Origin of the sequence: Streptomyces sp. MBT65 (genome assembly GCF_016612545.1) — a bacterium.
Taxonomy (GTDB): domain Bacteria; phylum Actinomycetota; class Actinomycetes; order Streptomycetales; family Streptomycetaceae; genus Streptomyces.
This window is the reverse complement of sequence record NZ_JAENRY010000002.1, coordinates 22,006-36,110: the sequence shown is the minus strand read 5'-3', so window position 1 is coordinate 36,110 and position 14,105 is coordinate 22,006. Positions and strand designations below refer to the sequence as shown.

Sequence of the window (14,105 nt, the reverse complement as noted above, 5' to 3'; positions counted from 1 at the left end):
CGCGGAAACAGGGTCGGACAACGGGCCGGAGGCCGAGGGCTTCCGGCCCTTTGCATGTCTGGCCGGATGTGGTGACCGTCACGTGACCCATCACGCAGTGACCGCATGTCTGACCGCGGCGGACCCGGGCACCCGAGTGCAGGTAAGGAACCGCACGCCCTACCGAATTGCCTGAGGTGAACCATGACCGAGGAGATCAAGGACCTGACCCCGAAGTACACCGTTCCCGGTATCGAGCGCGAGGCCGCGGGCCGGCTGATCGGTGTGCTGCGGCTGCGGCTCCACTCGCTGAACGATCTCCATCTGACGTTGAAGCACGTGCACTGGAACGTCGTCGGGCCGCACTTCATCGCCGTGCACGAGATGATCGACCCGCAGGTCGACCGGGTACGGGAGATGGCCGACGACGTGGCCGAGCGCATCGCCGCGCTCGGCGGGATCGCGCCGGGCACACCGGGCACGCTGGTGGCCGAGCGGACCTGGAACGACTACTCCATCGGCCGGGCCGACGCCATCGCCCACCTCGGCGCGCTCGACCACGTCTACACGGGGTTGCTCGAGGACCTGCGCATCGGGATCAAGGAGGCGGGCGGGATCGACCCCGCCACCGAGGACCTGCTGATCGGGCAACTGCGTGACCTGGAGCAGTTCCAGTGGTTCGTGCGGGCGCACCTGGAGAGCTCGGGCGGCACGCTCGCCACCGGCGACGCGCACTCCGAGGCCGAGGCGGCGACACGGGGCGCCGAGCTCGGCTGACCGGACCGCAACGCGTACCGAACTCCCCCTGCTCGACCGCTCGTCGGCACCCGCACCCGTAAAACTTGCCGTTTGACAACTATGGCCGTGAGGCAAGAAAGTATCGGGTGTCGTCGCAGCAGGGGGAAGGATCTGGGATGTCCCGGTCGGCGGGGGCCACTCCGTGCGCCGGCCACGAACTACGGGCAGCCGCCGAGCGGTCGGCTGTCGGGCTGACCGGTCAGGCGGTACGGCTGCCGGAGGACTCGTCGTGGTCGTGTATCTGCGCCGACGCCACCGCGCAGAACGCCTCGAGACCGGTCAGCAGCGCGTTGCGCCCGGCGGCCGGCATCTGCGCCAGTACCGCGCCGAGCGCCTCCTCGCGGCGGGCCCGCAGGTCCGACAGGAAGGACCGCCCCACGCTGCTGAGGTACAGGCGCACCTCGCGCCGGTCCGTGGGGCTCACCTCGCGGTCGACGAAACCGGCGGCCTGCAGACGGTCGCAGAGCCGGCTGGTCGACGGTGGGGTCGAGGCGAGGTGGTCGGCGAGGGTGCGCAGGTTGATGCCCTCGTGGTGTTCCAGGATGAACAGGACCCGCAGCTGCGAGGCGGACGCGGGCGCCGTCGAGGCGCGCCCCCACAGAACTTCCAGCAGTTCCGCCGCCGTTGAGGTGACACGCGCGACCTCGGCGGGTTCGGGGCGGGGGTGGAAGGACGTCACGGTCACACTCTCGCAGGCACAGGGACGAGCCCCAGCCTACTAGGCACGCGCGACGAACACGGATGGACGAGACGACACGCGACGACGGGGCCGTACGGCCCACCGCAGGGCGGGCGACGCGTGCCCCGGGCGAGAGATTGGCATACCTACGATCGTGAACAGATTCATGGCTGTCGAGCGGGCGCTGCGCACGGCGGCTCCCCACGAACTGCCCGATGTCGTCGGCCGGGAGCTGGGCCTGCGGTACGCGGCGGACTCCGTGGAGCTGCTCGTGGCCGACTACGGCCTCACCGTGCTGCAGCCGGTGACCGATCTGCCGCACACCCTGCCGCCCGTCTCCGTGCACAACACCCCGGCGGGCCGCGCCTTCGGTGCCCAAGAGCCGTTCGTGGAAGGGAACTTCGGCGACGGCAGCGTGCGGGTGCATCTGCCGATCAGTGTGCGCGGGGACCGTCTGGGCGTGCTCTCGGTGACGCTGCCCGGCGGCGGGCACGTGCGCGAGTGTCTGACCGAACTGACCGAGCTGGCCGAGGTGTTGGGGCACGAGGTGCTGGTCGCCGAGCGCGACACCGACCTGTATCTGCGGGCCCGGCGCAAGGACCGGCTGACCCTCGCGGCGGAGATGCAGTGGCAGTTGCTGCCCGGCCGCTCGTGCTCGCGCTCCGAGTTCGACCTGGGCGCGCAGTTGGAGCCCGCGTACGCGATCCACGGCGACAACTTCGACTGGTCCGCCACGGCCGACCACCTCACGCTCTACGTCTCGAACGGCATGGGCGAGGGCATAGAGGCATCGCTGCTGACGAACCTCGTGGTCAACGCCCTGCGCAACGCACGCCGGGCGGGCATTCCGCTCGGCGACCAGGCGGCCCTCGCGGACCAGGCCGTGTACGCGCACTACCGGGGCCGTAGCCATATGTCCGTGTTGATGTTCGACTTCGACCTCACCACCGGGCGGGCTCGGGTGGTGGACGCGGGATCGCCGCAAACGCTGCGGTTGCGGGACGGGGTGGTGGAACGGGTCGCGTTCGAGGCGCAGTTGCCGCTGGGCATGTTCGAGGAGACCGACTACGTCGAGCAGGACTTCCTGGTCGAGCCCGGGGACCGGCTGCTCTTCGTCAGCGACGGGGTGTACGCCGTCGCCTCGCCCAAGGGCGAGGCCTACGGGGACACGGCGCTGGCGCGGGCGATCCAGCACACGCGGCTGCTGCCCGCCGCCGAGGTGCCGCGGGCCGTGCTGCGCGAGCTGACCGGCCATCGCGGCACGCCGACTCCGGACGACGACGCCCTGGTGGTGTGTCTGGACTGGCGGGGGCGGTGAGGTGCGCACCGTCGTACCCCGCACCCTGCGGCGTGACGCTAGTGTGAAGACACTGAGCCGGAAGGGTGAACGCCGTGAGCACCTCTGAGCCGCTCCCCTCCGTGGAGAGCGTGTTGCGATCGGCCCCGCCCCACGCTCTGGTGGAGACGGCCCGCCGCCTGCTCGGTGACCGCGCCGGAGCCCGGGAGGTCACCCTCCTCCTCGCCGACTACGGCCTGCGTGTGCTGCGCCCGGTCGCCCCGCTGCCGGGCACCGGCGAACCGCTGTCCGCCTACGACGGCCCGGCGGGGCGGGCGTTCACCACGCAGACGCCCGTCGTCGAACCCTCGGCGGACGGGACGGTCACCGTGCACGTCCCGGTGACCGTGCGCGGCGACCGGCTCGGTGTCCTCTCCGCCCGGCTGCCCGCCGCCGGCGCCGACCCGGACGGGGTGCGCGGGCTGGCCGAGTTCGCCACCGCGCTGGGCCACGAGATCGGCACGGCGGAGCGCGACACCGACCTGTACCTCCTGGCCCGCCGCACCCGGCGGCTCACGCTCGCCGCCGAGATGCAGTGGCAGCTCCTGCCGGGGCGCGGCTGCGACCGTCCCGAGTTCGTGATCGGCGCCCATCTGGAGCCCGCGTACACCGTCGGCGGCGACAACTTCGACTGGAGCACCGACGGCGGCCGGCTGACCGTGACGGTGACCGACGGCATGGGCCGGGGCATCGACGCCGCGCTGCTCACCAGCGTCACGGTGGGTGCCCTGCGCAACGCCCGCCGGGCCGGCCTCTGCCTCGCGGACCAGGCCCGGCTGGCCGACCAGGCCGTGTACGCCCAGTTCGGCGGCAAGGTGTACGCCTCGACCCTGCTGCTCCGCTTCGACCTCGCGACGGGCACCGTGCAGGCCGTCGACGCGGGCTCGCCCCGGCTCTACCGCCGGCGCGGCGACACGGTGAAGCACATCGAACTGGAGGCACAGCTCCCGCTCGGCATGTTCGAGGAGACCGCCTACGAGGAGCAGGTCTTCAGCGTACGACCCGGCGACCGGCTCGTGGCCGTGAGCACCGGCGTCCACGGGGCCCGCTCACCGGAGGGCGCCCCGTTCGGCGAGGAGGCGCTGCGCCGGGCCCTGGACGCGGGGCCGGCACAGGCTCCGCAGGAGGTCGCGCGCTCGGTGGTGGCGCGGCTGTCCGAGCACTTCGGCAGCACGGACCTGAGCGCCGACGCCGCCGTGGTCTGTCTCGACTGGAACGGGCGCGACCCCGCGACGGCGTGATCATCCGCCCTCGGCGGACGGCCGCTGCCGTTGCGCCACGACGAACGCCCGCAGACCGCGTTCCAGGGCCGCGCGGTCGTCCGGTGCCATACCTCGTACGACCTCGGTCAGCGCCCGGGACCTGAGCTCGGCGACCTCCGCGAGGACGTCCCGGCCGTGCGCGGTGAGCCGCAGGTGGATCTCCCTGCGGTTGTGCGCCGCGGCCTCCCGGAGCAGCAGCCCGGCCGCCTCCAGCCGGTCGCACAGTCTGCTCACCGTGGGCAGTCCGGCCTCCAGTCGGTCCGCCAGCATGGTCAGGTTCGCGCCCGGTGTGCTCTCCAGGGCGTGCAGGGCGCGCAGTTGATGCGGGGAGAGCCGTACAGACGCCTCGGTCGCCGCCGTGGTCCAGAGGTCGGCCAGCCCGTCCACGGCATCGGCGATCCGGCCCGCGACGGCGTCCGTGCCCTCCGCCCGCGCCGGTATCCGGTCCGCCTCCCCGTCCGCTGCCAAGACCTCGACACCTCAGGGAAGTCGGCAGTGTGGTGATTCGCCGCTCATGGGGGTGGCCTACCCGAGATTCCTGTACCCAAGCGGCCGCGATCCTCTGGAGCGGACAACCCGGTGCATCACCTCGTACGAAACCCCGCGGCGCCTCAGTCGAACCGGTGGGGCAGTCGTACGACCTGCACGAAGAAGTCGTCGATCTGCCGGACCGCGGCGATGAACTGGTCGAGGTCGACCGGCTTGGTGACATAGGCGTTGGCGTGGAGTTTGTAGCTGCGCAGAATGTCCTCCTCGGCCGACGAGGTGGTCAGGACGACCACGGGGATGTGCGCCAGTTCGGGGTCGGACTTGATCTTCTCCAGGACCTGACGGCCGTCGTACTTCGGGAGGTTGAGGTCGAGGAGGATGAGGTCGGGCTGCGGGGCTTCGGTGTGCTCGCCGCGCTTGTAGAGGAAGTCGAGGGCCTCCTCGCCGTCCCGGACGACGTGGAGGGTGTTGCCGATCTTGTTGTCCTCGAAGGCTTCCCGGGTCATCAGTTCGTCGCCCGGATCGTCCTCGACGAGGAGGACGTCGATCGGGGTCGCGCCAGGGAGGGTCATGTCAGGGCCTTGTCGTCGTCGGTGGCTTCAGGGGCTTCGGAATCCGACGCCCCTTCGGTGGTCTCAGTGGTGTCCTCGGCGGAGGGGAGCGTGAAGCAGAAGCGGGTGCCCTCGACAGCCTCGGTGTCGATCCAGATCCGGCCGCCGTGGTGTTCGACGATCTTCTTGCACAGGGCGAGTCCGATGCCGGTGCCGCCGTAGGCGTCGCGGCTGTGCAGCCGTTGGAAGATGACGAAGACCTTGTCCGTGAACTCCTCGGGGATGCCGATGCCGTTGTCGGTGACGCTCAGGCGCCACATGCCGGGGTTCTCGGGATCGGGGTCGCAGGTGACGGAGACGTGCGGGGCGCGGTCGGAGTGGCGGAACTTCAGGGCGTTGCCCACCAGGTTCTGCCAGAGCATCGCCAGCAGCGTCGGGTCGCCGACGATCTCGGGCAGGGTCTCGGGCCGGTCGATCCGGGCGTCCGACTCCTCGACGGCCGTCGCGAGGTTCCGCAGCGCCTTGTCCAGCGCCGGGCCGAGACCAACCCGCTCCCGGGTGTCGTCGAGGCGTCCGACGCGGGAGAAGGTCAGCAGGTCGTTGATGAGGACCTGCATGCGCTTGGCGCCGTCCACGGCGAAGTCGATGTACTGGAGGCCGCGGTCGTCCAGCTTGTCGCCGTAGCGTTTCTCCAGGAGCTGGCAGAACGAGGCGACCTTGCGCAGCGGCTCCTGCAGATCGTGCGAGGCGACGTACGCGAACTGCTCCAACTCGGCGTTGGACCGGCGCAGTTCGACGGCCTGGGCGTCCAGCTCTTCGGCCTGCCGGCTCAGTACCTCCCCCTGCTCCCGGGAGGCGTCGAGTTCGGCCACGATCCGTCTGCGCATGCCCTCGACGGCTCCGGCCACCGCGGTGAGGTCGGCCGGGCCGTCCCCGTGGATGTGGTGCGCGAAGTCGCCCGCCGCGACCTGTTCCGACGCCTTGGTCAGCGCCTCCAGCGGACGCGTCACCAGCCGTCGTACGAGTACGGCGAGGACGACGCCGGTGAGCAGGAAGGCGGCGACCATGGCGCTCAGGACGACATTGCGTACCGTTCGCTGGTGGGCGAGGTGGGTCCGGCCCTCCTTCACGGCCTTCGCGAGGTCGACGTTCTGCTTCGCCCAGAGACCGCGCAGGTGGTCGAACTCGTGCTTGCCGCTGTCCACGGTGGTCTGGTCGACGGCGCCCGGCCGGCCGGGGGTGACGGCGGCGGCGAGGGGCTCGGCGTAGTTCTGTCGCCAGGCGGCCGCTCCGCGCTCCACGGCCCGCAGATCGGCGAGGAGTTCGGGCCGGTCCCCGAGCTGTGCGCGCAGCCGTGCCGCCGAGCGGGCCTCGTCCTGCTTGCCGCTGGTGTACGGGGTGAGGAACTGCCGGTCGGCGGCGATCGCGTAGCCGCGGACGCCGGTCTCCTGGTTGACCAGGGCGGCCTGCAACCGGTACGCCTCGGTCTGGGCGGGCTGGACGCGTCGGAGCAGATCGTCGGTGACGGCGGCCGTCCGGCTGAGCAGGTTGGCGCCGATCGCGGTGCCGATCACCACCAGCAGCACCATGAGCGACAGCGCCAGGAAGAACCATCCCTGCACCGTCAACCGTCGTCCGATCCCTGTTCCGCCCGCCATGTCCCTCATCGTTCGTCCCGTCACCGTTCGTCCCGTCCCGACATCCTCTCGTCCCATCTGCTCATTTCCGACGCGGTGAATCACGTCCGGAGCAGGTGCCGCAGGTGCATCACGTTCATGTCCAGTGCAGGTGCATCACGGCCACGTCGTCGGCCAGGCCGCCCTGTGCCTCGGCCAGGCTCTCGGCGCAGGCGATCAGCTCGTCGACGAACGGCTCCGGGGCCAGCGCGGCCCGCTCCCGCGCGAGCCGTAGCAGCCCGTCCTCCCCGAGCCGCTCCGAGCCCCGCCCGACATGCCCCTCGAACAGGCCGTCGGTGAACAGCACGACGGCGGCGTGTGCCGGTACGGCCAGGTTCTCGACCGGCCAGTCCGCGAGGCCGGGCACCACGCCCAGGGCTGGACCGCCGGACACCTCGACCCACTCCACACCGCAGCCGTCACGCATCAGCAGTCCGTGGTGCCCGGCGCGCACCACCCGGGCCGTACGTTCTCCTGGTGCGGCGGAGAGGCTGACGAGGGTCGCGAAGACCTCGCTCCGGGCGCGCTCGGCGACGAGGAGTTCCTCCAGCCGGGCCACCTGTTCGGCGCCCGTGACGCCGCTGAGCACCAGTGTGCGCCAGGCGATCCGCAGGGCCACACCGAGGGCGGCCTCGTCGGGACCGTGCCCGGAGACATCACCGACCACCGCGTGGACGGTGCCGTCGACGCTCTGCACGATGTCGTAGAAGTCGCCGCCCAGCAGCGCCTGCGCGCGCCCGGGGCGGTAGCGGGTCACCGTTTCCACGCCCTCGCCGCGCAGCAGGGGTCGGGGCAGCAGGCCCCGCTCCAGGCGGGCGTTCTCCTGCGCCTGCATCCGGCTGGCCTGGAGCGCGACGGCCGCCCGCTCGGCCTGCTTGCGCTGGATCGCGTAGCGCACCGCCCGTCCGAACAGTCCCGGCTCGACCCGGCCCTTGATCAGGTAGTCCTGCGCTCCGGCGGCGACGGCGGCCAGTCCGGTCTCCTCCTCGGCGAGGCCGGTGAGGACCACGACAGCCGCGCGCTCGGCGCTCGCGCGTACCCGGGACAGCGCCTCGAGCCCTTGCGCGTCCGGCAGATGCAGGTCGAGCAGGACACAGTCCGGCACGTCGGCCGCGAGCGCCTCGGCGGCCTCGGCCATCGACCGCACCCATTGCAGCCGTATCTTCAGCGCGCTGTCGGCGACCAGTTCCTCCACCAGCAGCGCGTCACCGGCGTCGTCCTCGACCAGCAGGACGGCGGGTTCCCAGGCCACCCAGGCTTCCGGGCCGGCCTCTGCGCCACCCACCGACAGCAGGTCGTCGCCCCGCGGCTGCGGCACCACCATGTCCCTGCCCTCCCCACCGAACGGTCTCCCGCGACCCTTGCGACATAGTTGCCGTCAGACAACAGTCGAGAGCATACCGGTACGCCGGGACGTCCTGTACGCCCTCACCCCGACCGCAAGCGGAATCGCTCAACAGGCCCTGCATACAGTGTCGTTGAGGGTACGTCGACGAGGATGACCCCATCGTCGGAGGACTGGTCCGGCACGCCGGCGAAACCCGCATCAACTCCCCGGCACCGGCGCGATACGCAGGGCGACCGCTCTCCCGGCATCGGCGTCGTCGCTGTGCCGTGTCATCTCCGTCCACCACGACCCGCCGTCCTCGATGTACCGCAACAGCACTCCTTCGCGGATGCCCCAGGGGCAGACGGTGACGTGCCTGATGCCTGTGAGCTTCATGACTGTGTGCCCGACCACGGCTCCGGCGAGGCTCTGCGCGGCCCGTGGTGCCGAGACGCCGGGGAGCAGGGCCCGCTCGGCGGCCGTGCGGGCGGCCAGCCGGTCGAGGCCCACGCGCAGTTCCGACCGCGCCAACCGCCTTTCCACGAAGGGACCTTGGCGTCCGGGGGCGGCGCCGCAGAGCCGGGCCAGTTGCTGAAAGGTGCGGGAGGTCACGACCGTGGTCCGGGGTCCTTCCCAGCGGATCCGTGCGGCCACGTCCCGGAGTTGGTGCCGTGCCTCGCGACGCAGCGCCTTGACCGCGCGCTCGGGCGGCGGGTCCTGGCCGTCGAGGAAGTCCCGGGTCAGCCGGCCCGCGCCGAGCGGCAGCGATGCCACGAAGTCGGGCAACCGGCCGCGCCCGAAGGCCACTTCGAAGGATCCGCCGCCGATGTCGAACAGGGCCAGCGGCCCCGCGCGCCAGCCCATCCAGCGCCGGGCGCCGAGGAAGGTCAGCTCGCCCTCCACCTCTCCGGGCAGCGTGCACAGCCGTACGCCGGTCTCGGCGCGCACCGCGTGCAGCACGTCGAGCCGGTTCGGCGCGCCGCGAACCACCGCCGTGGCAAAGGCGAGTGGCCCTGCGGCGCCCCAGCTCCGGGCGGTCTCCGCGGCGTCCGACACCGCCTTCACGAGGTGCCGTACGGAGTCCTCGGGGATCTCCCCGTGCGGCTGCCCGACGTGCTCGGAGAGCCGTAGCTTCCACTTGGCCGTGTGCACGGGCAGCGGTACGCCGTCCACCAGGTCCGCCACCACCAGCCGAACCGTGTTCGAGCCCACGTCCACCACGCTCATCCGCATGGAGCGGTGAGTACCCCGAGTCGGGGTCGTCAGTCGTCCCGGCGGGCCTTCGCCGATCTTCGTCCCGGTGTCACATCCGCGAGCCCGCCGGTGTCTTCATGTCCGAACCGCCGACCTGGCGCACAGACCGAGGAGAACACCGTGACACTTCGCGTTCCGAAGGCCGAGCTTCCCGCCGAACTGCGGGAGAACATGATCAAGCAGCTCGGAGCCGTTCCCGAGCCCGTCGAGGTGCTGTGGAACAACCCCGAACTCGCCGCGGCCAACCAGGAGTTCTCGGCCAGGGTGGCCGCGTGGGACGCGGCCGACGCGAGCCTCAAGACCTTCGCACACATGGCCGTGGCCGCACAGGTCGGCTGCAGTTGGTGCCTCGACATCACCTACTTCCAGGCGCTGAACCAGAACCTGGACCTGACCAAGGCGAGCCAGGTGCCGCGCTGGCGGCGGTCGGAGGTGTTCACGCCGCTGGAGCGGGACGTGCTCGCGTACGCGGAGGCGATGACGGACACACCGCCGACCGTCACCGACGACCTGTCCAAGAGCCTGCTCGACCGGCTCGGCCCGGCGGCGCTGGTCGAACTCACCGTGTTCATCGGCTTCGCCAACATGGCGGCCAGGTGCAACACCGCGCACGGCATCACCTCTCAGGGCTACGCGGACGCGTGCGGGATTCCACCGGCGCTCCAGGCGGGGCGCACCGGAGCCGACATGGCGTCGACGGCATGAGCCAGGACCCGTTCGTCGCCCACCGCAGCCTGCTGTTCACCGTCGCCTACGAGATGCTCGGGTCGGCGGCCGACGCGGAGGACGTGTTGCAGGAGTCCTGGCTGCGGTGGGCCGACGTCGACCGGTCGCAGGTGCGGGACCCGCGCTCGTACCTCGTCCGGCTCGTCACCCGGCAGGCGCTCAACCGGCTGCGCACGGTGTCGCGCCGGCGCGAGGAGTATGTCGGCGAGTGGCTGCCGGAACCCTTGCTGACCAGTCCCGATATGGCCGAGGACGTCGAACTCGCGGAGAACGTCTCGCTCGCGATGCTGACCGTACTGGAGACGCTCGGGCCCACCGAGCGTGCGGTGTTCGTGCTGCGCGAGGTCTTCGAGCTGCCGTACGGCGAGATCGCCGAGGTCGTCGGGAAGTCCGCGGCCGCCGTACGGCAGGTCGCGCGGCGTGCCCGGGAGCATGTGGCGGCGCGGCGGCCGCGGGTGCGGGTGAGCCGGGCGGAGCAGCAGGCGGTGGTGGAGCGGTTCCTGCGCGCGCTGCGGACCGGGCAGTTGCAGGAGCTGCTGGAGGTGATGGCGCCGGACGTGGTGCTGGTGACCGACGGCGGCGGGGTGGTCGCCGCCGCGCTCGCCCCGGTCCACGGGGCCGAGTCGGTGGCGCCGATCCTCGCCCGTGCGCACCGGTCGGTGGCCTCGTTCGACACCTTGCCCGTGTGGCTCAACGGCGAGCCGGCAGGCCTGATGGAGGTCGACGGCGAGCCCTCCGCGATCAGTCTCGTGGTGGAGGACGGCCGGATCACCACGATCTACGTGGTGCGCAATCCGCGGAAGCTGACGCAACTGGACGAGTCGACCGAACTCGCCAGGTGAGACCGCCGCTTCGAACTTCGCTTTACGCAGGGGGAGTTGAGGTTCCCAGCACTACGATCGACGTGTCTGTACGAATCCTGTGCGAAACCGGAAACAGAAGCGGAGGGCGGGGAACCGTCCCCTGCCCGAGCGCATCGGTACGGGCATGGGTTCGGCCGCACGACAGGCCGTAGAGGGGGCGACGTCGTGGCGTATGCCAGAGCAGTCCGTGTCGGCGGGGTGGCGGCGGCCTGCGGGGCGCTGGTCCTGGGGTGCACGGGGGGTGGCGGTGGTTCCGCGTCGCCGCCGACGACGTCCGGGGCGTCCCGGAGCAGCACCGCGACCGCAGACTCCCGGTCGGCCGCGTCGGCGACCCCGGAGACCGATCCGGGCAAGGAGCCGAAGACCGCCGCGCAGGCCCGGGCGCTGATCGAACGGGTCATCTCCGGACCGGAGTTGTTCGGGACCGGCGTGACGCGGGCGACGCCGTACGAGAGCGACCCCGCACAGTGGGCGGTGCTGGGTGACGACTGTCTGTGGCGGCTGGAGCCGTTACCAGGGGACGCGCTGGCCACGCTGACCCGGCACTTCCAGGTGCCCGCCGCCGGCGCGAAGGGAGCCGTGCGGCTGTCGGCCACGGTCACCGTGCACCGCACCGCGTTGGACGCTTCGTGGGAGCAGGCCCGGATGCTGGAGGAGGACCTCGACTGCACGGAGCAGACGCAGCGGCCGGGTGAGCGTCTGACGGGGCTCCAGTCGCTGTCGTTCGCGCGGGGCGAGGGCGGCAACACCAGCGGCGACGATCTGCTGCTGGAGACCGGACAGTGCGTCAGTGACACGCACGGTGGCCCGTACCCGTACTGGTGGCAACAGGCGGTGCTGGGCTCGGTGGTGGCCGGTACGTCCGTGTGCGGCGGGCGCGGTCGCAGCCAGGAGGAGCTCAACTCCCTTGTGGCGGAGGTGCTTCCGCGAATGCTGCTGCGGGCGCAGGAGGAGATCGGAAGCACTGCCGGTGGGGCGAGCCCTTCCGCGTCGGCCACGAAGGGCGGGTCGTGATGGAGCGGCTGCTTCCCGACGATCCTTCGCGGCTGGGCGGTTACCGGCTGCTCGGGCGGCTGGGCGCGGGCGGTATGGGGGTGGTCTACCTGGCGCGCGGTGCGGCCGGGGAACTCGCCGCGGTGAAGGTGATCCAGCCCGAGTTCGCCCAACAGGCGGAGTTCCGGGCCCGGTTCCGGCGTGAGGCGGAGTCCGCGCGCGGGGTGGACAGCCCGTGGGTGGTGCCCGTGCTGGGCGCCGACACGGAGGGCCCGGCGCCCTGGCTGGCGACCGCCTTCGTGCCGGGGCCGTCGCTGGCCGAGGCGGTGCTGGAGTGCGGGCCCTTGCCCGCCCGGGTGGTACGGGTGCTGGGCAAGGTGCTCGCGCGGGCCCTGGACGCCGTACATCAGGCGGGGTTGGTGCACCGGGACGTGAAGCCGGGCAATGTGCTGCTCGCGCTGGACGGGCCGCGGTTGATCGACTTCGGTATCGCCCGGCCCACGGCCGCCGGGGAGACGGAGTTGACCTCGGACAGCATGGTCGTGGGTACGCCCGGGTTCCTCTCCCCCGAGCAGGCACGGGCGTTGCCGGTGGGTCCGGCGAGCGATGTGTTCTCGCTGGGCTGCGTGCTGGCGTACACGGCGACCGGGCGGCTGCCCTTCGGCAGCGGCACGGCGGACGCGTTGCTGTACCGGACCGTGCACGACGCGCCGGAACTGGACGGGGTCGAGGACGTCGAACTGCGGGACCTGCTGGCGCGCTGCCTCGCCAAGGAACCCGAGGATCGACCCCAACTCAGAGTGCTGGACGCGGAGTTGGTGGAGGATGCCCCGGCCGGTTCGATCGGCTGGCTGCCGGACGCGGTGGTCCGGATGGTCGCCGACCGGTCGGCGGAGATGCTGGCGCTGCCCGGCATCGAACCGACCGAGGTCTCCGGCGAACCGGAGGTCGCGGGGCCGGGCCGGCGTCGGGTGCTGGCCCTCGCCGCGGGCGGTACGGCACTGCTCGCGGCCGGTGGCGGCGCGGCCCTGTGGGCGGCCCTGCGGGACAACGACGCGAAGACACCGGCGAGTTCGGCCACCGGGCGGGCCTGGACCATCGGCGTGCAGGCCGATCTGAGCGGCCCGCTGAAGGCGGCGGGGACGGCACAGGCGCGGGCCGCGCGGCTGGCCGTCGAGCAGTTCAACTCCCGCAAGGACAAGCCGTTTTCGCTCACCCTGCGGATCCTGGACGACCGGGGCGAGCCGGCCCGCGCCCAGGCGGTGGCCCGTCGACTCACCGGCGACCGCGATGTCTTCGCCGTGCTCGGCCCCACCGGTTACGCCTCCGCGCAGAGTGCCGTGGAGGTCTACGAGAGCGCCAAGCTGCCGCTGGTGACCGTGTCCGAACTCTCGGTCTCCGCCGTCCAGTCGGCCCTCCTCGCCAAGCCGCACAGCTACTTCCGGGCCGCCCCGCTGACCGCCTACTCCGCGTTCGCCACCGTCACCGCGCTGGCCACGCACGGGTCCCGTCGACCGGGGCTGCTGGTCGACCGCGCGGGCGGGATCACCGGCATGGAGTCCGTCAACGTCGTCCACAGCGCGACGGGCGCGGTCGGCATGGCGCTGTACGCCCGGGTCGTCCCCGCTCTCGCACCGGACGTGTCGACCGTGGTCGCCGACATGCTCGCCCACGGCGTCGACAGCTTCTACTACACCGGCACCCCCGAACGTGCCGCCCCGCTCGCCCGCGCCCTGGCCGCACGGGACTTCACCGGCCCGCGCTTCCTGGACGTCTCCTCGGCCACGCCCGCGTTCGTCTCGGCGGCGGGCGCGGCGAGCGAGGGCTGGCAGGTCCTGGCTCCGTACATCGACCCGGGCGCCGCGGCCGTACGGCCGTTCGCCACCGCCTTCCGCAAACGCTACGGCGCCGCGCCGGGCGACTGGGCGGCCGAGGCCTACGACGTCACCCGTCTGCTGGCGGACCGGCTCACCGCACTCGCCGGAACGGGCAGGCGGCGGCCCACCCGCACCCGGCTCGCCGACGCGCTCGCGAAGGCCAGGTTCAAGGGGCTGGTCACCACGTACGCGTTCGACGCCGACCACCAGCTCGTCACCCGGCAGGTGCAGCACTACCAGGTCGAGGACGGGCGCTTCGTGTACGCCGGTCCGGTGGCGGTGTCCGCTTCCTGAC

13 protein-coding genes are annotated in these 14,105 nt (G+C 71.9%); 7 read left to right on the top strand and 6 right to left on the bottom strand.

Going from position 1 to position 14,105, the window contains the following annotated elements:
* Nucleotides 1-183: 183 nt before the first annotated feature.
* Nucleotides 184-756, top strand: coding sequence for a Dps family protein (locus tag JHN63_RS01010; RefSeq protein ID WP_200676699.1), 573 nt, complete (start codon nucleotides 184-186; stop codon nucleotides 754-756).
* 220 nt (nucleotides 757-976) lie between these two features.
* On the opposite strand, the gene JHN63_RS01005 is transcribed toward JHN63_RS01010, so the two are convergent.
* Nucleotides 977-1,462, bottom strand: a complete 486-nt coding sequence (locus JHN63_RS01005; RefSeq protein ID WP_200676698.1) for a MarR family transcriptional regulator — start codon at nucleotides 1,460-1,462, stop codon at nucleotides 977-979.
* A gap of 160 nt (nucleotides 1,463-1,622) precedes the next feature.
* Between JHN63_RS01005 and JHN63_RS01000 the strand changes: the two genes are divergently transcribed.
* Together JHN63_RS01000 and JHN63_RS00995 are read left to right on the top strand one after the other, a co-directional pair.
* Nucleotides 1,623-2,774: a PP2C family protein-serine/threonine phosphatase gene (locus JHN63_RS01000; RefSeq protein ID WP_200676810.1), complete on the top strand. Its 1,152-nt coding sequence runs from the start codon at nucleotides 1,623-1,625 to the stop codon at nucleotides 2,772-2,774.
* Nucleotides 2,775-2,839: 65 nt separating this feature from the next.
* A complete protein-coding gene (locus JHN63_RS00995) occupies nucleotides 2,840-4,033 on the top strand; it encodes a PP2C family protein-serine/threonine phosphatase (protein WP_200676697.1) in 1,194 nt (397 codons plus the stop codon).
* On the opposite strand, the gene JHN63_RS00990 is transcribed toward JHN63_RS00995, so the two are convergent.
* The 5 genes from JHN63_RS00990 to JHN63_RS00970 all read right to left on the bottom strand — a co-directional run bounded on the left by JHN63_RS00990 (nucleotide 4,034) and on the right by JHN63_RS00970 (nucleotide 9,330).
* Nucleotides 4,034-4,522, bottom strand: coding sequence for a MarR family winged helix-turn-helix transcriptional regulator (locus JHN63_RS00990; protein ID WP_200676696.1), 489 nt, complete (start codon nucleotides 4,520-4,522; stop codon nucleotides 4,034-4,036).
* A 143-nt stretch (nucleotides 4,523-4,665) separates the two neighbouring features.
* Nucleotides 4,666-5,115 carry a response regulator gene (locus tag JHN63_RS00985; RefSeq protein WP_200676695.1) on the bottom strand — a complete coding sequence of 150 codons (450 nt, stop codon included), beginning with the start codon at nucleotides 5,113-5,115 and terminating at the stop codon, nucleotides 4,666-4,668.
* A complete protein-coding gene (locus JHN63_RS00980) occupies nucleotides 5,112-6,752 on the bottom strand; it encodes an ATP-binding protein (protein WP_200676694.1) in 1,641 nt (546 codons plus the stop codon). The genes JHN63_RS00985 and JHN63_RS00980 overlap by 4 nt, the downstream gene beginning before the upstream one ends.
* Nucleotides 6,753-6,867: 115 nt before the next feature.
* Nucleotides 6,868-8,094 (bottom strand): PP2C family protein-serine/threonine phosphatase, encoded by a 1,227-nt coding sequence (locus tag JHN63_RS00975; RefSeq protein WP_200676693.1) that lies wholly within the window; start codon nucleotides 8,092-8,094, stop codon nucleotides 6,868-6,870.
* Nucleotides 8,095-8,316: 222 nt separating this feature from the next.
* Nucleotides 8,317-9,330, bottom strand: coding sequence for a Ppx/GppA family phosphatase (locus tag JHN63_RS00970; protein ID WP_200676692.1), 1,014 nt, complete (start codon nucleotides 9,328-9,330; stop codon nucleotides 8,317-8,319).
* A 141-nt stretch (nucleotides 9,331-9,471) separates the two neighbouring features.
* On the opposite strand from JHN63_RS00970, the gene JHN63_RS00965 reads away from it, so the two are divergent.
* The 4 genes from JHN63_RS00965 to JHN63_RS00950 all read left to right on the top strand — a co-directional run bounded on the left by JHN63_RS00965 (nucleotide 9,472) and on the right by JHN63_RS00950 (nucleotide 14,104).
* Entirely contained in the window at nucleotides 9,472-10,056 is a 585-nt protein-coding gene (locus tag JHN63_RS00965; RefSeq protein WP_200676691.1) for a carboxymuconolactone decarboxylase family protein, read from the top strand.
* Nucleotides 10,053-10,919, top strand: a complete 867-nt coding sequence (locus tag JHN63_RS00960) for an RNA polymerase sigma-70 factor (RefSeq protein WP_200676690.1) — start codon at nucleotides 10,053-10,055, stop codon at nucleotides 10,917-10,919. The genes JHN63_RS00965 and JHN63_RS00960 overlap by 4 nt, the downstream gene beginning before the upstream one ends.
* Before the next feature lie 186 nt (nucleotides 10,920-11,105).
* On the top strand, nucleotides 11,106-11,954 hold the full coding sequence (locus JHN63_RS00955; RefSeq protein ID WP_200676689.1) for a hypothetical protein: 849 nt from the start codon (nucleotides 11,106-11,108) through the stop codon (nucleotides 11,952-11,954).
* Nucleotides 11,954-14,104: a bifunctional serine/threonine-protein kinase/ABC transporter substrate-binding protein gene (locus JHN63_RS00950; RefSeq protein ID WP_200676688.1), complete on the top strand. Its 2,151-nt coding sequence runs from the start codon at nucleotides 11,954-11,956 to the stop codon at nucleotides 14,102-14,104. The genes JHN63_RS00955 and JHN63_RS00950 overlap by 1 nt, the downstream gene beginning before the upstream one ends.
* The last annotated feature ends 1 nt before the right edge of the window (nucleotide 14,105 follow it).